Here is a 20,719-nt window from a genome sequence, read left to right as displayed (position 1 = left end):
CTAATGCGCCTCCAGCCAATCCACTCCAACACCAACCTCAACATCCAAAGGCACATCCATCACAAACGCATTTTCCATTTCAGTCTTAATCAATGTTTTCATGTCTTCGAGTTCTGGTTTATAAACATCAAAGACCAATTCATCATGCACCTGTAAGAGCATTTTAGTTTTAAAATTTCCGTGGGATAACTTATTATGAATATTAATCATGGCGAGTTTAATAATATCGGCAGCGCTCCCTTGAATTGGCGCATTCACCGCATTTCGCTCTGCACCACTGCGTACCATCGCATTACGGGAATCGATATCTTTTAAATAACGACGACGTCCCAAAACGGTTTGCACGTACCCATTGTCTCGCGCAAAATCCACCTGATCGCTCATATAGGCTTTCAGTTTTGGGTAGGTTTCGTAATAGGTGTCAATGAGTTCTTTAGCTTCCGCACGCGACAAATCGGTTTGGTTGCTCAACCCAAAAGCAGATACACCATAAATAATCCCAAAATTGACCGTTTTGGCATTGCTACGTTGCTCTCTCGTCACTTCATCAATTGGCACTCCAAACACTCGTGAAGCAGTGGAAGCGTGAATATCCTCACCATTTTTAAAAGCATCCATCATGGTTTCCTCTTTACTCAACGCAGCAATGATACGCAGTTCTATTTGCGAATAATCGGCAGCAAGCAATACGTAATTCTCATCTCGCGGAATAAACGCTTTTCGCACCTGGCGACCACGTTCCGTACGGATTGGGATATTCTGTAAATTAGGATTGTTACTACTCAAACGACCAGTCGCAGCAACGGTTTGCATATAATCGGTATGTACGCGATGTGTTGACGGTTCTACCTGCAAAGGCAATGCATCTACATAAGTACTTTTTAGTTTGGCGAGCCCACGGTATTCGAGAATATTCCGGATGATCTCATGATCTTTTGCCAGATAGGATAAAATATCCTCACCCGTTTTATATTGTCCGGTTTTGGTTTTTTTAGGCTTATCCACCAATTTCATTTTATCAAACAAAATCTCGCCCAACTGCTTTGGCGACGCAATATTAAATTCTTCGCCAGCAATCTCATAAATATTTTTTTCAAGCGTTTGGATGTCTTTATCCAAATCTGCCGAAAGTGAATTGAGAAATTCCTCATCCAGATTAATGCCTTCCAATTCCATCGCAGCCAATACACGAAGCAGTGGCACTTCAATATCATCAAACAGTTTTTGGGTATTGGCTTCGCCTAATTCCTTTTCAAAATGTTCTTTTAATTGCAGCGTGATATCTGCATCTTCAACTGCGTATTCGGTTTGTTTTTCTACGGAAACATCTCGCATCGTTAACTGATTCTTCCCTTTTTTGCCAATCAACTCTGTGATAGGCACTGGTGTATAATTCAAATATGTTTCTGCCAACACGTCCATATTGTGTCGCATATCTGGATTTATGAGGTAATGCGCCAACATGGTGTCAAAGAGTTTCCCTTTGACCTCAACGTTGTATTTTGCGAGGACTTTGATGTCGTATTTTAAATTCTGACCGATTTTTTCGATGTTCTCGTTTTCAAAAAACGGACGTAAGATTTCGATCAACTCCTGTGCGTTTTCTTTTTCCTTCGGAAATGTGATGTAAAAACCCTTTCCTGCTTCCCATGAAAATGCGATGCCAACCAACTCTGCTGTCAACGGATTCAAGCCAGTCGTTTCCGTATCAAAGCAAACCGATTTCTGGTTCATCAAGTTTTTCATGAATAGTGTTGTCCCCATTCCTGGAGCGATGCTTTGATAAAAGTGTGATGTGTTATCGATGGTTTTTCTATCAAACGTTGAAGACTCTTCAGTACTGCTCGTTTCCGAAGTGCCAAAAAGAGAAAACTGTCCTTCTCCTGCTGAAGCTTTTGCACTTGAACTGGAAGGGGAACTTGTATCGCTTTTTGATGAAGCATTGGATTTACTTTGACCTGTTGCTTCCTCTCCCGAAGTGAATGTTTTAACAAAATTATCTGTCAATCGTCTAAACTCAAGTTCGAGAAAAATCTCTTTTACTTTTTCAACATCTGGATGGTCGAGCTCAAAATCCTTGGCATTAAAATCTACCGGAACATCGAGCATGATCGTTGCCAATTTTTTTGAGAGCAACCCGAGTTCTTTATTCTCTTCAATTTTCTCTTTCATTTTTCCTTTTAACTCGTGAGTGTTTGCCAAAAGGTTTTCCATGCTGCCAAACTGTTTTAAAAACTTTTTGGCGGTTTTTTCTCCAACACCAGGTAAGCCAGGAATATTATCTGACGAGTCTCCCATCATCCCCAAAAAGTCAATGACTTGCATAGGCTCTGTAACCTCGAATTTCTTCTGAACTTCTGGGATGCCCCAAGTTTCGTAACCACCACCAAAAACGGGTCTGTACATGAAAATATTTTCGGTAACGAGCTGCGCGAAATCTTTATCTGGTGTGACCATAAATACTTTGTAACCTTCTTTTTCCGCTTGACGGGAAAGGGTCCCGATCACATCATCTGCCTCGTAACCTTCCTTGACCATAATTGGAATATGCATGGCCTCGAGAATATTACAAATGTGCGGAATCGCGGTTAAAATGCCTTCTGGCGTTGCATCACGATTGGCTTTATAGTCCTCATACATTTCAACACGGTCTGCACTGCCACCTTTATCAAAACAAACCGCCAAATGATCTGGTCGCTCACGTTTGATGACGTCTAAAAGAGAGTTCATAAAACCCATAATGGCTGAGGTATCCTCACCTTTAGAATTGATTCGTGGGTTTTTTATAAAAGCGTAATACCCACGGAAAATTAAGGCGTAGGCATCGACTAGGAATAAGCGTTTTTGGTCTGACATGTGTTTTAAATTTGTAGTTTATAAAACTACAAAACTTAGACCTTGAAATGAAAGAATGATTTATGAAATATTGAACAAAAAGAAAGTCGCTCCCTACAGCGACTTTCTTTTCAAAAAATATAATTGAAGACCATTTTCAACTATGGGTTTAAACCTATTTATTTAAGTTTATTCTAAAATGATTCTTCTAAAAACGGTTTTGTTTTTTGAGGTGACTTTTACAATGTAAATTCCGGTTTGTAATTCTGAAAGATCTACCTGATTATTGTTGGTTGTTTTGGCAACAATTTTCCCTAAAATGTTGAATACTAAAATGGAGTCAACAGAGGTTTCCGAAGAAATATTTAACATCCCTTTTGTTGGGTTTGGATATAAGACAATGGAGTTGCCTAATTCGCTTTCGGGTGTGGTTAATGTTTTGTCTGCCACAATTGAGAAACTTTTAAAGCTATTATTATCTGCTAAGGCAAGAGTGCGAAATACACGTAATTTATAAGTGATGCCAGTGGTTAAATTACTCACGTTACCAGAGTTTGAAAAGCACCCTAATTCTGTCCCGGAACAGGCGTCATAAATTGCAAAATTATTCCAATCGATAGCTCCGTCAATTATGATAGCACCATTTTCTGGCATTGAAAACTCATACCAAACATCTGCATAATTTTCTGGAGTTGTTCCTGAGCAGCCAACCTCGTTATTTATGTTGGCGCCAGCGATACCAAAATTGACTGTTGTTGAGGTGTTCGAAAGCACATTGATCACTTCTGCCGAAGCACAATCGTCGTTATTTATAACTTCAAAAGCTTGGATTGTGAAACTTTTAAATCCAGGATTATCGGTAAGCGCAAGCGTTCTAAAAAGGCGCAGTTTATAATTAGTTCCCGCTGTTAACCCTTGGATGAATTCATCTGCATTACCACATTGTATTTCGTTACCACCACAAGCATCGTAAAGTGCAAAATTATTCCAGCTAATTGCGCCATCTATAAAAAGGTTTCCGTTGACAGGCATGGTGAAATCGTACCACAGATCTGTATATTCTACTGCAGCCGAACCGGAACAACCAACGTCGTTATTTACAACAGCACCAGCAATTTCAAAGTTGATAGTGGTCGCATTTGTTGTAACTGTTATGTTTTCTGCGGAAGCGCAATCGTCATTCAATACCTGTTCGAAAGCTTGTATGCTAAAACTTTTAAATCCTGAATTAGTCGTGAGTTGAACCGTTCTAAATACGCGCAGTTTATAATTTGTTCCAGCAGTTAGACCTTGAATGAATTCATCTGCATTACCACATTGTATTTCGTTGCCACCGCAAGTATCGTAAAGAGCAAAATTATTCCAAGAGATACCGCCATCTATAAAAAGATTTCCGTTGACAGGCATGGTAAAATCGTACCAAACGTCTGTATAATCAGCACTAGCAGAACCAGAACAGCCGATTTCGTTATTTATGATAGCACCTGCAGTTTCAAAATTAACGGTTGTCGCGTTTGTTGTTACCGTTATATTTTGTGCAGATGCACAATCGTTGTTGGTAGCAGTTTGATAAGCTACAATAGAAAAAGACCTAAAACCAAGATTATCTGCGTTGGCTAGTGTTCTAAAAAGGCGTAATTTGTAATTCGTACTTTGAGTGAGTTCTTCAATAAAAAGATTTGCACTATTACATTGTATTTGTGTGCCATTGCAAGCATCATACACTGCAAAGTTGTTCCATCCTATAGAACCATCTATGTATAAATTGCCATTAAAAGGCATTGTGAAATCATACCAGATATCAAAATAATCATCGGTTGTTCCTATACAGCCTTCTTCGTTGTTTGCGTTTGCTCCACCAATTTCGAAATTTATGGTAGATGATGTTTCAGAAAGTATTATGTTTTCAGAATTTGCACAATCGTCATTTTGTACCTCTTCAAAACCAATTATAGAAAAGTTTTGAAACCCAGTATTCGAGGCATTGTTAGCTGTTCTAAAAATCCTTAGTAAATAGTTAGCGCCTGATGTGAGATTCTCTATAAGTTCATTTGTGCTACCACATTGTATTTGGGTACTTCCACAAGTATTGTACAATGCAAAGTTATTCCAACCAATAGACCCATCAACATATAGATTTCCATTAAATGGCATTGTGAATTCAAACCAGACATCTGCATATTCTGCTGTTGTGCCAGAGCAGCCTTCCTCAGTATTTAAATTCGCAGTATTGATATCAAAAACATAAGAGTTGTTTGAAGCACTTACGGTTATGTTTTGAGGGTTGGCACAATCGTCATTTGCAGGCTGGGCAAAGATAAACTGCGTCATTAAAAGGGTTGTAATTAAAATGTAGTGTTTTCTCATAATTAAAATTTTAAGGGATCAAATTACCAACCTATGCTCATACGTTTACAATAAATTGTATAGTGTGACACTTATTATGTATAATCGGTAGTGGTAATTTTAAAACCTACGGGTTTATTTATCAATAAATTACGGTTTAATAAAAATATTTGATTGCAAAATATGTTTTCACTTGTTATTGTTTTGAACTAATAAAATATCAATACTCGAAAATTGAAGATCACGAAAATTATTTTTCTGTAATTAGGTTGATATATAATGTATTTTTGAAATAAATTTTAGTGATATGAACAATACATTTTCAATAGCCATTCACGGTGGTGCAGGAACCTTGGTAAAAGGGATGATGACTCCAGAGTTGGAAGCCAGATATAGAGCAGATCTAAAAGACGCTTTGGATCAAGGTTATAAAATTCTTGAAACAGGCAGATCAGCGGTTGATGCTGTTGAAAAGGCAGTTCAGGTTTTAGAGGATTCTCCATTGTTTAATGCAGGAAAAGGCTCTGTTTTTACAGCGACAGAATCACACGAAATGGATGCCAGTATCATGGATGGTAAAACCTTAAATGCTGGAGCAGTGAGTCTCATTACAGGAATCAAAAATCCGGTAGCGCTGGCTAGAGACGTGATGGAAAAAAGTGAACACGTTTTTCTCGCTGGAGAAGGTGCCATGCAGTTTGCTAAAGAATTAGATTACAAGTTGGAAAACTCTAATTATTTTTATGATAAATTTAGGCACAACCAGTGGTTGGAAATAAAGGACACAGACCATTTTCAATTAGATCACTCCACAAAAAAAGATTCAAAATTCGGGACAGTTGGCGCAGTAGCCTGTGACCAAAACGGAAATATAGCAGCAGCAACCTCAACCGGTGGGATGACCAATAAAAAATGGGGACGCGTCGGCGATTCGCCAATGATTGGAGCAGGAAATTACGCCAACAACAAAACCTGCGCTATTTCATGTACGGGAAGTGGTGAGTTCTTTATTCGTGGTGTTGTAGCTTACGATGTGGCTTGCTTGATGGAACATAAAAATATGAGTGTTGGCGAAGCTTCCGAAGAAGTGATCAATAAACGTATTTTAGAACTTGGTGGTGATGGCGGATTAATTGCGGTAGATACCAAAGGCAATATCGCGATGCCTTTTAATACAGAAGGGATGTATCGTGCGAGTAAAACTTCTATAGGAAAAGAAACAGTTTCTATTTATAAATGATTTTTATGGCGTTACCAAACCATGCTAAAAAATAGCATGCTTTCGTCAGGCTATCCACTATATCTTTTTGAGAAAAACAAAAAGGATGTCGTTACTATCCTTAACGCAAACCCAGCCTTTTAAGGTGATTAGGCGGTTATTTTTTAAGAAGCACTATTAAATAAAAGGAGCTTCTATAGCTAGCACTTTTACTTTTTTCTTATCTATGTGAAAACGGTCACCGTTTGAAAGAATATGGGTGCGCATATTGGTTAGTGACATTGGTGTACCTTCTTTGAGTATATGGTGATTATTGTGTTTAATACGTCTGCCATCAAATATGATCACCATCCCAGAACCAATTACTCTGCAGGTACTGTTTTTTATGATCATACCTGTATCCTCAGCTAAACCAATACCTATTAGATTTGGGAATTTTGCAACAGCTTCAGAAATTCTACCAAAACGACCACGTTTTATAAAATGAGTGTCTATAATTAAGCCAGGAACCAAACCAAGGCCTTTGTACATTTTTACAGCGCCTTTAATAAAGGATTCTGCAGCGCTACCTCCAGCAATCATTTCATTAGACATCATCATGGCGCCAGCACTCGTGCCTGCAACGACAAAACCAGACTCGTTTTTATAGCGATCCTTTATAATCTCGTGTATTTGTGTACCGCCAATTTTATTAGTTATTTTTGATTGATTTCCACCAGAAAACATAACACAATTAGCAGTTTTTATTAAATCAATAGAGGATTGTTTTTCAGAATCTTTTTTACTTCTTATATCAAGAACTGTGACGTTTGAACATCCTAAAGTAGAAAACGCCTCTAGATAATTTTTACCAACTTCTACGGGAATACTTGATGCTGTGGGTATTACAACTATATTCGCGTTTGTGCCACCAGCCTCTCTTACAACATGATATAAAATACCTTCATCGATAAACTCTAAAGTATATTGTTCACTTTCTTCTATTCCTTTATCTTCATTTCCGCCAATGGGAATTAGCGTTCCTTTATTCTTCAACATAAATCCGAGATTGTAATAAATTGGTTTGAGACAAAAATAAACTAAAATTTTTATTGAAAAATGCTATATTTATAATCTTTCACAAAACTTATAATAAAACTGACCAATATGAAAATACGCGAGATAAATGCCATGAGAGGACCAAATTATTGGTCTGTAAGACGACATAAATTAATTGTTATGGTGCTTGATCTCGAAAAGATGGAAGAATATCCATCAAACAAAATTCCAGGATTTACAGATCGCCTTAAGACCATGTTTCCAACAATGTTTTCCCATCGGTGCTCGGTTGGAGAGCCTGGAGGTTTCTTTCAACGTGTTGAAGAAGGCACATGGATGGGACATATTATAGAGCATATTGCTTTAGAGATTCAAACTCTTGCAGGAATGGATACTGGTTTTGGTAGAACCAGAGGTTATGGAGAGGAAGGCGTTTATAATGTAGTGTTCTCATATATTGAAGAAAGTGTGGGGCGATATGCTGCTAAAATTGCAGTAGATATTTGTGAGGCGTTAATTGCAGCAAAAGATTATGACATGGATGACGATATCCAGCATATGAGAGAGTTGCGCGAAAAAGAAAGATTAGGACCGAGTACAGGCTCTATTGTAGAAGAAGCAGAGTCAAGAGGCATCCCATGGATTAGGTTAAATAAATACTCCTTATGCCAATTGGGTTATGGTGCTAATCAAAAGAGAATACAAGCAACAGTAACCAGTGAAACCAGTAGTATTGGAGTAGAGTTGGCATGTGATAAGGAAGATACCAAATATTTATTGGAGCAAGCAGAAATTGAAGTGCCCAGAGGAGATATTATTCGTAGGGAGAGTAGCTTAGAAGATGCTTGTCGTTATGTAGGCTTTCCATTAGTCATTAAACCTATTGATGGAAATCACGGTCGTGGCATTACTGTAGATATTCAAAATCATGAAGATGCTTTGGAAGCATTTAAGCACGCAAAAGAGAGTTCAAAAAGTGGAGCAATCATTGTAGAGAAATTTATTATAGGTCAAGATTACAGATTATTAGTCATTAACAATAAACTTATAGCTGCTGCTCTTAGATCCCCAGCACATGTTATTGGAGATGGGGAATCTACAGTAGATCAATTAATCGCTGAAGTTAATTCAGATTCTAGAAGAGGTTATGGGCATGAGAACGTATTAACTCAAATATCTGTCAACGACCTTACCAAAACAATCATAAAAGATGCTGGTTATACTTTAGAGTCTGTTATCCCAAAAGGTGAGAGACTTATTTTAAAAGATACCGCTAATTTGAGTACTGGAGGAACAGCTGAAGATGTTACAGATATCGTACACCCAGCAAATGTAAGTATGGCAGAGCGTATTTCAAAAATAATTGATTTGGATATCTGCGGAATTGATATCATGACCACCGATATTTCCAAACCATTATCTGAAACTGGAGGTGCGGTTTTAGAAGTAAATGCTGGACCAGGATTTAGAATGCACTTAGCTCCAACTACTGGATTACCTCGTAATGTTGCAGCACCAGTGATAGATAAATTATTTCCGAAGCAAGGTGATACAGGAAGAATTCCAATCATAGCAATTACTGGTACCAATGGGAAAACGACAACCTCACGTTTGATATCTCACATTGCTAAAATGAAAGGTTATCGCGTAGGATACACCACTAGTGACGGTGTTTATATTCAAAACAGATTATTAATGACTGGTGATTGTACAGGACCTGCAAGTGCAGAGTTTGTACTTAAAGATCCTACAGTGAATTTTGCGGTTTTAGAATGTGCAAGAGGAGGACTGCTCAGGGCAGGTTTAGGATTTAAAAAATGTGACGTTGCAGTGGTTACAAACGTAGCAGCAGATCATTTAGGATTAAAAGGAATTCATACCGTTGAGCAACTAGCTAAAGTAAAAGGCGTTGTGCCCGAGACGGTATTGCCAAATGGTTATGCTATTTTAAATGCAGATGATGATCTTGTTTATGATATGCGAAGAAGTGTAAATTGTAACGTTGCTTTATTTTCAATGGATGAAAACAATCCCAGAATAAAAGCACTGCAACGCTTAAATGGGATTACCGCAGTTTTTGAAAACGGTTTCGTAACCATTTGCAGAGGCGAGTGGAAAATGAGAATTATGAGGGTTGAAAATATACCTTTAACCTACGGAGGCAAAGCAAAATTTATGATTCAAAACGTGCTGGCAGCCATTTTAGCAGTTCATGTACAAGGAATTAGTATAGAAGATATGAAAGCAGGATTGGAAACATTTATTCCATCTGCAGCTCAAACTCCTGGACGGTTAAATTTATTTGAATTCAACAACTTTAGTATTTTATTAGATTACGCACACAATCCAGCAGGAATGAGGGCGCTTCAAAAGTTTACAGATGAATTGGAAGCAACAGTTAAAGTCGGTATCATTGCAGGAATTGGGGACAGACGCGTAGAAGATAATAACGAAATGGGAGCTATAGCTGCCGATATGTTTGATGAAATCATCATAAGACAAGACAAGCGCTTACGTGGTAAGACTGAAGAAGAGCTTATCAAAATGCTTAACGATGGGATTAAACAACGGGACCCAAATAAGAAAACAACGATTATTCCTTCGGAAAAAGAGGCCATAACCTATGCTGTTAAAAATGCAGTTAAAGGATCCCTAATAATTTTATGTAGTGATGTGATACCAGATGCTCTTGATTTAGTAATGAAGTTTAAAGAACAAGAAGCAAATGGCACATTAGATTTTGCTTAACACGAAATGATAGAGTATAAAAAAAAAATCCGGAACGTGAGTTCCGGATTTTTTTTTATTTCTTATGTACTAATTAGCAAAGTTTGATAGTCTTTACTTTAATCTGTAAGCTTTTTCTATAGGCTTTAATACTGATAATTTCAGTGCTTTTCTTTCTGCTCAATTTTAAAACTTGTGCTTTAATAGCAGAAGTAGAAGCAGTTTCTTGTTTTGTGTCTTCTATTGTATTTTCGAGTACAGTCTCAATTGTAGTATTAGACTTAGTAATTTCACTAGACTCCTGTCCCATAGAAAGGATAGGTAATAATGTGATGGCTAAGATGGTTAATACTTTTTTCATAATCGTTGTACGTTTGTTTTAAACTCATCACAAAGAAACACAACATTAGAACTCGCATTAAAAATTTTGGCTGAAAACGAAGGATTATTAGTTGTGTGGAATGCGTCTGTTAAAAAACACGACGAAATACACAAATATTGTTAGAAGCCAAATGATTGGGCATAAGACTAAATGACATATTATACTGATAACATGTATTTAAACTTTTTATATAAGCAGATTTGATTAATATGATTTTGAAAAATTAGATTCTTTTTAAAAATTAATTTTCAATCCTTTATAAGTTTGGCTTAGCAAAGTTTGATGGTCTTCACTTTAATCTGTAAACTTTTTCTATAGGCTTTGATACTGATGATTTCAGTACTCTTCTTTTTGTTTAATTTTAAAACTTGCTGTTTCATAGATGAGCTAGAAACAGTTTCCTCTTTTATGTCTTTAGTTTCTAATGCTTTTTCAATTACAGTCTCAGTGGTATCATTATTTTTGATAACTTTATTTGTTTCCTGACCAATAGACAAGAAAGGTAATAATGTAAAGGCTAAAATGATTAAAACTTTTTTCATAATAATAGATAATAGAGGGATTTGTTTTTAAACTCAAGTCAAAGAAACACAACATTGCGCCTGATATTGAATATTTTAGCCAAAATGGACGATTATTAGTCAAGATGAATTCGATTGAATAAAACATCGACGAAATACATAAAAAACGTTTACAGCTCAATAAATACGTTACAGATAAAATGACAGATTATACAGATAACAAGTATTCAGAACTTTTTAAAAACCAAAAATCCCAGCACCTACAAGTTGGAAATACCACTTATAAAGAGCGCATCAAAAAGCTTAAAAACTTAAAAGTTGCTCTAGAGAAAACCTATAAACAAGAATTACGAGACGCGCTTTACAAAGATTTTAAAAAGCCAACCCTAGAAACTGATCTTACTGAAATCTATCCAGTTATAGACGAGATCAATTTTGTAAAAAAGCATTTAAAATCTTGGTTAAAAAGACAAAAGGTAGATACACCAATATCGCTTTTGGGCAGTTCGTCATGGATTAAAAATGAATCTAAAGGCGTTTGCTTAATAATCTCTCCTTGGAATTTTCCCGTAAACCTAACCTTTGGCCCTCTAGTTTCTGCCATTGCTGCAGGCAATACCGTGATTTTAAAACCAAGTGAGATGACACCGCATACCTCAAAAGTGATGTCAAAAATTGTCAGCGCCCTTTTCAACGAAAATGAAATTGCTCTGGTTGAAGGAGAAGTTGAGGTCTCTCAAGAGTTATTGAAACTACCCTTTAACCACATCTTTTTTACCGGTTCGCCACAAGTTGGTAAAATCGTAATGAAAAGCGCTGCAGAACATTTAACGTCAGTAACTTTAGAGTTGGGAGGAAAATCCCCAGCCATTATAGATGATAGCTCTAATTTGGATAAAGCGGTTAAGAAAATTATCTTCGGAAAGTTTCTCAACGCAGGTCAAACCTGTATCGCACCAGATTATTTGTTTATAAACGAAAACATTAAACCACAGTTTGTAAACAGTTTTAAAAAGCAACTTAATGAGTTTTATACTGAAAATGTTTCAAATTCAAATTCCTTCGGAAGGATTGTGAATAAAAAACATTTTGATAGATTGAGAGGTTATCTGGAAGATGCAAAGTCTAGAAATGCAGAAATTGCCATTGGCGGAACTTCCGAAGAAAAAGATAATTTTATAGAGCCTACTTTGGTTTTTAACGCTGAAGAGGATAGTGAATTGATGCAAAATGAAATTTTCGGACCTATACTTCCCGTGAAAACTTATACCTCAATTTCTCGGGTTTTAGAAGATATCAATTCGAGAGAAAAACCTTTGGCGCTTTACATTTTCAGTAAAAACAAAAAAGTGATTGGTGAAATTATTAATAATACGAGAGCGGGAAGCACGTGCATCAACCATAATTTATTGCAATTTTTAAATCATAATTTACCCTTTGGTGGTGCTAATAATAGTGGGATTGGGAAATCGCATGGCTATTTCGGGTTTTTAGAATTCACAAACCAACGTTCTGTTTTAAAGCAACATACGCTAAGCGCTGTTGATTTGTTGACACCACCTTACAGCAGTTTTAAACAGAAGTTGGTAGATTTGACAATTAAGTGGTTTTAGGCTTTGTCAAAATAATCGGAGTGTACATTCTCATTTTTTCCGTCTTGATATTTCATATACGTAAATCCTTTATGGATGCAATAAGAACCGGTTTCCCCAGCTTTATTCATGGCGATGTAAGCAATTTGAAAATCCTTATATCTGTCGTTTTTACTGGTAATTCTGTTCACAGCCTCTTCACATGCTTTTTGCGGAGACATCCCATTGCGCATCAATTCTACGATTAAAAAACTACCAACAGTTTTTAGAACTTCTTCACCCATACCAGTAGCCACAGCGCCTCCAATTTCATTATCAATAAATAATCCAGAACCGATTATTGGAGAATCTCCAACACGACCTTTCATTTTGTAAGATAATCCAGACGTTGTGCAGGCACCAGCAATATCACCATCCTTATCCATACAAAGCATACCAATAGTATCGTGGTTTTCAATATTTATTAAAGGTTTATATTCAGGAGATTTTAACCATTCTTGCCACGCTTTTTTTGAGTCTTCGGTTAAGAGATTATCTTTTTTGAAGCCTTGTGCGTAGGCAAATTCTTCAGCACCTTCAGCAGCTAAAATAACATGTGGTGTCTCAGTCATTACTAGTTTTGCGAGTGCAGCAACATTGGTAATATTTTCTACACATAAAACCGAACCGCAATCACCATCACTATCCATTACACAAGCATCAAGTGTCACATTTCCTTCGCGATCTGGTGCACCACCTTTGCCAACTGTAGTATTCTTTAAGTTTTCTTCTTCAACCTCTACGCCAGAAATTGCAGCATCCAGAGCTTTTACACCTTTGCTTAGTTCTTCTCCAGCTTTCGCATTGGCACCAGTAAAAGCCCATGTACAAATGGCAATTGGCGAATTATTTATAGTAGTCATCATAGTAGATTCTGTTTTTTTTTCTTCGGAAGGTTTATCGTTACAACCTATTAATGAATTTCCAATCGCTAATCCAGCACCAGATAAAGCAGCGTTTTTTATAAAATGTCTTCTTTTCATCGAGAATTGGTTTTCATGTTTTTCTTCGGAACAATAAATTAATACGTTACACCTTGTTTGTCTAAGACTGTTTTAGTTCTAAAAGCATAAAACAATAGATATACAAAACAAGCGACAGCCATCCAGTAAGAGGATTGAATATTAAAAACATCTGCCAATTTACCTTGAACTGGTGGAATGATCGCTCCGCCTAAAATCATCATAATTAAAAAGGCAGAACCTTGAGAGGTGTATTTTCCTAAACCAGCAATACTTAATGTGAATATACATGGCCACATAATTGAACAGAACAAACCACCAGATAAAAACGCAAATAAAGCTACGTTTCCTGAGGCAAATAAGCCAATCAGCATTGCTATAACACCTAATAAACTAAAAACCTTAAGTGTTTTTACTGGTCTGTCTTTAGCAATAAAGAATCCTACAATTTGAACAGCGATACAAATTCCGAAGAATAGTATTTCATCTGCAGTAAAATTATATTTGATTGAATTTGCTGCAATAATGATAGCAAAGGCAATATAGGGCACGATGATAAGTAGCACTTTTTTCAACCCTTTACTTGGGTTAAAAACCGCAATCGCACCAACCCAACGCCCAATCATTAATCCGCCCCAGTATAAGGATACATAAGGTGCAATTTGTGCATCATTGAGTATTGGTAAACCTAATTCGTTTAGCCCAGTTCCATCGACTGCTTTTTTTAATAATTCGCCCAGATTACTACCAACAGTGACTTCTACTCCTACATAAGTAAAAATAGCTAGCATGCCTAAAACCAATTGCGGGTATTTCATTGCTCCCCAACCTTCTGGTTTTTTTGAAGCACTAGAATACGCAATAAATACAGCAGAAACTACTGCAAGTAAGGCTATAAATAAAAGTATTAAACGGGTTTGCTCTAACTCTTCGCTGGCAATTACTTCTCCTGAATATGTGCTAAAAATATACCCAAAGCAACCCATAATAACTAAAGTTAGGACGATGAGAAGATTTCTTGCTTTATTAGCAGGTTCAAAAGGAGTATCTGATTTTAACGCAGGCAACTTTTTAGAAAAACGAAAGAGGGCTGCTGCAATTAAAAATAACACACCAACTCCAGCATATAACCCTTGTACGGTAACTAAAGTGATTTCATTATTGGCAATCATTGTAGCCAATTCATCTGTACCTCTAGTTGCAGAACCAAAGATGACTAAACCAACCACGATTGGTCCAATGGTCGTCCCGAAAGAGTTCACACCTCCAGCTAAATTTAAACGATGGGAACCTGTTTTTGGGTCGCCCAAGGCAATAGCAAAAGGATTAGCTCCTGTTTGTTGTAATGAGAAACCTAAACCAACAATAAATAAGGCGATTAGTACCAAATAAAAAACACCTGTTTGACCTTGTTCTGCACCTGCAGTTGCTGGATACATTGCAAAGGCACCGATGGCAGATAATAGCAATCCATATACAATACCATTTTTATAGCCCCAATTATTGTAGATGTCCTTTTTTAAGAAACCAGACAGTATAAATAAAAATAAAGCACCTAAATAGTAAGCACCATAAAACGCAAAATCAACCAATTGCGATTGAAATTGATCTATATTAAAATACGTTTTACAAAAAGGAATAAAAACACCGTTTGATGCTGCTATAAATCCCCAGAAAAAAAAGACTGTCACCAAAGTTGTTAATGCAGACTTGTTGTTTTGATTTGTCATAAATTGATTAATTAGAGGTCTAAATATAGTACAATAGGTTTATTTAATTGAAATCTCATCAGCAAAAATCCAACTTCTTCCATCATGCGGATATCCCAAATGCCAAGTTGGTAATTCTCCCATTTTTTTAGCTATTATTTTTACATAACGGTAATTTTCCGAAGAAAAATTGAAAGCTATATTTCTAATGAGCACATCCTCGTTTCGTTTGGCTGTATCAATGTTTATTGTTTCAATAGAGGTAAATGATTTTCCGTCTTTTGAGAGTAATAGTTCTACTTGAGTTGGATAAAAAATCCACGCACCCTGGTTTTGTAGAAAATTAATAGTGATGTTGCTAATTGGTTTTAAACTCCCTAAATCAACTGTCGCAATTAAATCTTCATTATGATAACCTTGCCAAGTGCCAGTTCTAAAATCTTGAGTGCCAATAACGCCATCAATCAACGCTTCATTGCCTCCAGCGTTGTATTGATTTGCAAATTCGGTTTCGAGACTTATAGAGAGATTAGGGTCTATTTTGTAAAAATTGGTTTCAATAAATGGACTTTTAATCCCATTTTTTTCTGCAAATAGACGTAATCTCGTTTCTTCGGAAATTTTAAACGGTTCGCTATAGCTTTTAAAATCACCATTGTCTAAACTGTACTTAATCGTCGATTCTTTGTCTATACTTTGCAAGACAATTTCGGTTTCACCCTTAAATGCGACATCGCCTTTTGCTATAAATGGAGTGGGCACAATGAGGTGCTGGTTGATTTCAGTTTTTGGTTCTTGACCTTCACGACTTCCCCAAACAGCTGGATTATCGGTCATTTTAAATTCTAATGTTCCGCCAGCCATAATATCTTCGTGAGAAATAAATGTTTGACTGAGTTCTTTTCCGTTGAGATACACATGTTCAACATATTTATTTATATCACTTAAATTATTGGTAGCTATGGTAAATTGTTTTCCATTTTCAAGATTGATGGTTGCTCTATCAAATAACGGTGTACCAATAATGTATTGATTGCTTCCTGGTGTTACAGGATAAAAGCCCATAGATGAGAAAACGTACCATGCACTCATTTGACCGCAATCTTCATTTCCTGAAATTCCATCAGGTTCATTAGTATATAAATCTGTTAAAATTTGATGTACTTTTTCTTGGGTCTTGTGTGGTTTGTTGACGAAATTATAGAGGTAAGCCATATGGTGACTTGGCTCGTTTCCGTGAGCGTACTGTCCAATTAGACCAGTAATATCTGCTTGGTTACGACCAGATGTTTCCGCTTCCGCAGTAAATAATTCATCTAATTGAGCTTCTAGATTATCTTTTCCGCCGAGAAGGTTCATAAAACCTGTGACATCTTGAGGTACGTAAAAACTGTATTGCCAAGAGTTGGCTTCGGTATAGTTGAAATTCACCTCGTAAGGATCAAATGGAGCAAACCAGGTATTGCGGAATCTCCCGCGCATAAATTGACTTTCGGGATCGTAAATATTCTTGTAGTATTGAGCTCTTTGTGTGTATAATTTGTAGTCTTCATTCTTGCCCATAGCATCTGCCATTTGTGCAATGGTCCAGTCGTCGTAGGCATATTCGAGCGTTTTAGAGACCGATTCGCTTTCTTCCTCTACTGGGATAAAGCCAAATTCTTTATAGCTTTTGAGTCCTAATTTATCTCGGGTTGCAGAATGTTTCATGGCTTGCAGTGCTTTTTCTGCATCATAATTTCTAATCCCTTTCATGTAAGCGTCAGAAATTACAGGAACCGCGTGATATCCAATCATACAACCTGTGTAGTTGGCGCTTAAATCCCAAATGGGCATAATACCACCTTCGTCATATTTTGCTAAAAAAGTATTGATGAAATCATTGGTGCGTTCTTGCTCAATAATAGTGTAGAGTGGGTGTGCAGCGCGATAGGTATCCCAAAGAGAAAAGACGGTGTAGTATTCAAAATCTTTGGTTTGATGGATTTCTAGATCCATTCCACGATAGCGACCGTCAATATCTTGATATAAATTTGGCGCTAACATGGTGTGGTATAATGCAGAGTAGAAGTTTGTCTTGTAATCATCGTTTTGAGACTCTACAACTATTTTATGCAATTGTGTTTCCCATGCATTTTGGGCTTCTTTTTTGACTTGCTCAAAGGTTTTGTTATTTATTTCTTCTTTTAAGTTATTTAAGGCTCCTGCTTCGTCAACTGCGGAAATACCAACTTTTACAAAAACAGCGTCATTATTTGAATTGTCAAATTCTATTGCTGCTTTCTTACTTAAGAACTTGTAATTTTTTGAAATAGGAACACCATCTTCTTCGTAAGTAATATTTTTTATAGGTTTAGAAAATTGAATGGTATAAAACAAGCGTTGATCTGTTGCCCAGGCTTTTGAATGTCTAAATCCTGAAATCGTAGAGTCATTTATTTTCTGAATTTTATAGTCTAAGAGTTGATCGCGATGCTCGAGGTCTAAAATTACGAACTGCTCACTTTCCGAAGGAAAACTATATTTATGGATTCCGCTCCGTTTTGAGACGGTGAGTTCAACGTCAATTTCAGTAGAGTCTAAATGCACTTTGTAAAAACCGGGTTGGGCCATTTCGTTATCATGGGAAAAATGTGCTCGGTAGCCAGGTTTGTTATCACTTCCGTTATTAAAATTGATGTTGTTTGTTGGCATTAAGAGGATGTCGCCATAGTCACTAACGCCTGTTCCGCTGAGGTGGGTGTGGGAAAATCCGTAAATATACTCGTCGCTATAATGATAGCCAGAACAACCGTCCCAACCGTCTAATCTAGTGTCTGGACTTAATTGCATCATGCCAAAAGGCATTGTTGCTCCAGGATAGGTGTGACCATGTCCACCTGTACCAATGAAGGGATTTACATAATTTATAAGGGGCTTGTCTTTTTTTGCGATTTCAGCAAAATTGTTTTTGTCACAACTCATTAAAAATGAAAGTATTAAAGTAATGCAAAGAAGATGTTTCATAGAAGGTTCGTTAAATCGAAGGAAAAGATAGTAAATCTTAAGGTATCGTTAAATACTTTTTAACGTCAAAGTTCCTTTTTAAAATCGCTTATATTTGGTAAAATTTTAAGGTATGCTTCGTTGGATTATTTTTGTTTTAATCTATATTTTAGTTACTGTTTATGGTTTTCAAGCCATTAAAACGGTTACTAAAGCAAGTTGGGTGCATTACATTTTTATTGGAGTTGCAATTATTGTTGCTGGGAATTTTATATATCAATTTTCAATTAATGCTGAAGGACGAGTTCTCAACCCGACCAAGAGTTATGCTTTTGGTTTTTTATTGGCATTCATGTCATTAAATATTGTGCTCGTGCCCATATTATTGGGTGAAGATATTATAAGATCTGCTTTGGGATTATATGATAAAGTAGTCACTAAAGAAGCATTTTACTTACCCTCCCGACGTAAATTTATAAGTCAAATAGCATTAGGTCTTGCAGCGATTCCTTTTACATCTTTATTATATGGGATGTACAAAGGCAAGTATAGATTTAGGGTTTTAGAATACGTACTTCATTTTGAAGATTTACCGCAGGCATTTGATGGCTACCGCATCACTCAAATTAGTGATATCCATTCTGGTAGTTTTGACAATAGGGAAAAAATAGAATATGGAGTCAATTTAATAAATGAACAAAAAGCTGATGCTATCATGTTTACTGGAGATTTGGTAAACAATAAAACATCTGAAATGTTACCATGGGCAGACCTTTTTAGCCAATTAAAAGCCAAAGATGGGGTGTATTCAGTTTTGGGAAATCATGATTATGGCGATTATATTGATTGGCCATCACCAGATGCTAAAGCTCAAAACCTAGCAGATTTAATTGAGCTACAAAAAACAATGGGCTACGACATCTTATTGAATGAAAGTCGGTATATAGAACGCGACGGACAACGAATAGCAATAGTTGGAGTAGAAAACTGGGGAAAAGGAGGTTTCAAAAAAGCGGGAGATTTAAGGAAAGCTACAGAAAACATTCAACCCAACGATTTTAAAATTTTGATGAGCCATGACCCAAGCCATTGGGAAGAGTGTGTCATACATGACGATTACCATTACCACTTAACGTTAAGCGGTCACACACACGGGATGCAATTTGGAATTGAAATACCAGGTTGGATCAAATGGAGTCCTGTAAAATGGCGTTATAAATATTGGGCAGGTGTGTACCAAGAACTAGGTCAATATATCAATGTAAATAGAGGTTTTGGCTACTTGGGTTATCCGGGACGAGTGGGTATTTGGCCCGAAGTAACTGTAATTACACTTAAAAAGGGTTCAAATAATGCATAATATCGTGGAAATGTTATATTTGTATTATGATGTTTGATTTAAAACTTTAAACGTATGTCAAAATTTGGGGAACTTATAGATGTAGATATTCCGGTACTGTTAGATTTCTTTACAGAATGGAACGAACAATCTACCGCAATGCATCCGGTAATGCGAGATGTTGCTGCTGCTCTTGGAGACAAAGCCAAAGTCATTAAAATAGACGTTGATAAAAACAAGGAACTTGCCGAAGCACTTCGTGTCAAAGGTTTGCCAACGCTTATCATTTATAAAAATGGCGAAATGAAATGGCGTCACAGTGGTGAGCAAGATGCCAACACCTTAATTGGGATTGTGCAAGAATACCTCTAAGCTAGAGACTTAAAAACATAACCTTTTTTACTAAAAAACTCTAATACCTTCGGAAGTGTATACATCATGTTTTTTGATGCTTTTACGCTATCATGAAAAACGATGATACTACCTTGCTTACTTTTAGAAATCACATTCTCTAAACATTTTACTTCGGAAAGCTCTTGCTCCCAATCAAAAGAAATCACATCCCACATAATAATTTTATAACCTAACGTAATAAGTTTTCTTCCTTGTTTTGGAGTAATTTGACCATATGGCGGACGAAAAAGCTTTGTAGTTGAAGTTAGAGTATTTTCAGAATAAGTTTTTATTATATTTTGGGTGTTTTCAACTTCAGCTAAATAATCTTTAGTTTTTGTCTTCCAACCTTTAACGTGGTTTTGAGTGTGGTTACCAATGGTATGTCCATCTTGGATTATACCATTAAAAATATCAGGATGTTTTTCAACATTAGATCCAATACAAAAAAATGTAGCTTTTGCATCGTACTCCTTTAAAGTTTCTAAAGTAAAGTTGGTGATGTTTGGCGTAGGGCCATCATCAAAGGTTAAATACAACTCCTTTTTTGTGGTTGCAATATCCCACACATAATTTGGAAACATTTTTTTAGCAACTACAGGCGTTTTAACGGGAGCTATGTTCATCGTCTC

14 protein-coding genes are annotated in these 20,719 nt (G+C 36.5%); 5 read left to right on the top strand and 9 right to left on the bottom strand.

Features of this window, described 5'->3' with window-relative positions; all coding sequences use genetic code 11:
* On the bottom strand, positions 1–2,856 hold the full coding sequence (polA, locus tag GQ40_RS11310) for a DNA polymerase I (RefSeq protein WP_047548274.1): 2,856 nt from the start codon (positions 2,854–2,856) through the stop codon (positions 1–3).
* 168 nt (positions 2,857–3,024) lie between these two features.
* A complete protein-coding gene (locus GQ40_RS11305; RefSeq protein WP_047548271.1) occupies positions 3,025–5,202 on the bottom strand; it encodes a T9SS type A sorting domain-containing protein in 2,178 nt (725 codons plus the stop codon).
* A 286-nt stretch (positions 5,203–5,488) separates the two neighbouring features.
* Between GQ40_RS11305 and GQ40_RS11300 the strand changes: the two genes are divergently transcribed.
* A complete protein-coding gene (locus GQ40_RS11300; protein ID WP_047548269.1) occupies positions 5,489–6,421 on the top strand; it encodes an isoaspartyl peptidase/L-asparaginase family protein in 933 nt (310 codons plus the stop codon).
* A 156-nt stretch (positions 6,422–6,577) separates the two neighbouring features.
* Here the strand turns inward: GQ40_RS11300 and GQ40_RS11295 are convergent, their stop codons facing one another.
* Positions 6,578–7,438: a cyanophycinase gene (locus tag GQ40_RS11295; RefSeq protein ID WP_047548266.1), complete on the bottom strand. Its 861-nt coding sequence runs from the start codon at positions 7,436–7,438 to the stop codon at positions 6,578–6,580.
* Between the two features lie 108 nt (positions 7,439–7,546).
* Here GQ40_RS11295 and cphA point away from each other — a divergent pair, with 108 nt between their 5' ends.
* Positions 7,547–10,186, top strand: a complete 2,640-nt coding sequence (cphA, locus tag GQ40_RS11290) for a cyanophycin synthetase (RefSeq protein WP_047548263.1) — start codon at positions 7,547–7,549, stop codon at positions 10,184–10,186.
* Between the two features lie 73 nt (positions 10,187–10,259).
* Here the strand turns inward: cphA and GQ40_RS11285 are convergent, their stop codons facing one another.
* Both GQ40_RS11285 and GQ40_RS11280 read right to left on the bottom strand, forming a co-directional pair.
* Positions 10,260–10,526 carry a hypothetical protein gene (locus GQ40_RS11285; protein ID WP_047548259.1) on the bottom strand — a complete coding sequence of 89 codons (267 nt, stop codon included), beginning with the start codon at positions 10,524–10,526 and terminating at the stop codon, positions 10,260–10,262.
* 290 nt (positions 10,527–10,816) lie between these two features.
* Positions 10,817–11,089 carry a hypothetical protein gene (locus GQ40_RS11280; RefSeq protein ID WP_047548256.1) on the bottom strand — a complete coding sequence of 91 codons (273 nt, stop codon included), beginning with the start codon at positions 11,087–11,089 and terminating at the stop codon, positions 10,817–10,819.
* 179 nt (positions 11,090–11,268) lie between these two features.
* Here GQ40_RS11280 and GQ40_RS11275 point away from each other — a divergent pair, with 179 nt between their 5' ends.
* On the top strand, positions 11,269–12,681 hold the full coding sequence (locus GQ40_RS11275) for an aldehyde dehydrogenase family protein (protein WP_047548253.1): 1,413 nt from the start codon (positions 11,269–11,271) through the stop codon (positions 12,679–12,681).
* On the opposite strand, the gene GQ40_RS11270 is transcribed toward GQ40_RS11275, so the two are convergent.
* From GQ40_RS11270 to GQ40_RS11260, 3 genes are read right to left on the bottom strand one after another with little or no spacing between them, the layout of a single operon-like run.
* Complete coding sequence (locus tag GQ40_RS11270; RefSeq protein ID WP_047548251.1) at positions 12,678–13,682, bottom strand: isoaspartyl peptidase/L-asparaginase family protein; 1,005 nt, start codon at positions 13,680–13,682, stop codon at positions 12,678–12,680. The genes GQ40_RS11275 and GQ40_RS11270 overlap by 4 nt on opposite strands.
* A 38-nt stretch (positions 13,683–13,720) precedes the next feature.
* Positions 13,721–15,391: an MFS transporter gene (locus tag GQ40_RS11265; protein WP_047548248.1), complete on the bottom strand. Its 1,671-nt coding sequence runs from the start codon at positions 15,389–15,391 to the stop codon at positions 13,721–13,723.
* A 39-nt stretch (positions 15,392–15,430) separates the two neighbouring features.
* Positions 15,431–18,376: a GH92 family glycosyl hydrolase gene (locus GQ40_RS11260; protein WP_047548246.1), complete on the bottom strand. Its 2,946-nt coding sequence runs from the start codon at positions 18,374–18,376 to the stop codon at positions 15,431–15,433.
* Positions 18,377–18,488: 112 nt separating this feature from the next.
* Here GQ40_RS11260 and GQ40_RS11255 point away from each other — a divergent pair, with 112 nt between their 5' ends.
* Positions 18,489–19,715, top strand: coding sequence for a metallophosphoesterase (locus GQ40_RS11255; RefSeq protein ID WP_047548244.1), 1,227 nt, complete (start codon positions 18,489–18,491; stop codon positions 19,713–19,715).
* A 54-nt stretch (positions 19,716–19,769) separates the two neighbouring features.
* The gene (locus GQ40_RS11250; protein WP_047548241.1) at positions 19,770–20,066 is read left to right on the top strand and encodes a thioredoxin family protein; all 297 of its coding nucleotides are present in this window, start codon (positions 19,770–19,772) and stop codon (positions 20,064–20,066) included.
* Here GQ40_RS11250 and GQ40_RS11245 read toward each other — a convergent pair.
* The gene (locus GQ40_RS11245) at positions 20,063–20,713 is read right to left on the bottom strand and encodes a polysaccharide deacetylase family protein (protein WP_047548239.1); all 651 of its coding nucleotides are present in this window, start codon (positions 20,711–20,713) and stop codon (positions 20,063–20,065) included. The genes GQ40_RS11250 and GQ40_RS11245 overlap by 4 nt on opposite strands.
* Positions 20,714–20,719: the final 6 nt, after the last annotated feature.

Origin of the sequence: Psychroserpens sp. Hel_I_66, from assembly GCF_000799465.1 — a bacterium.
Classification (GTDB): Bacteria; Bacteroidota; Bacteroidia; order Flavobacteriales; family Flavobacteriaceae; genus Psychroserpens.
Note: the sequence above shows the minus strand (reverse complement) of the source record. Positions and strands in the feature narration are given on the sequence as shown.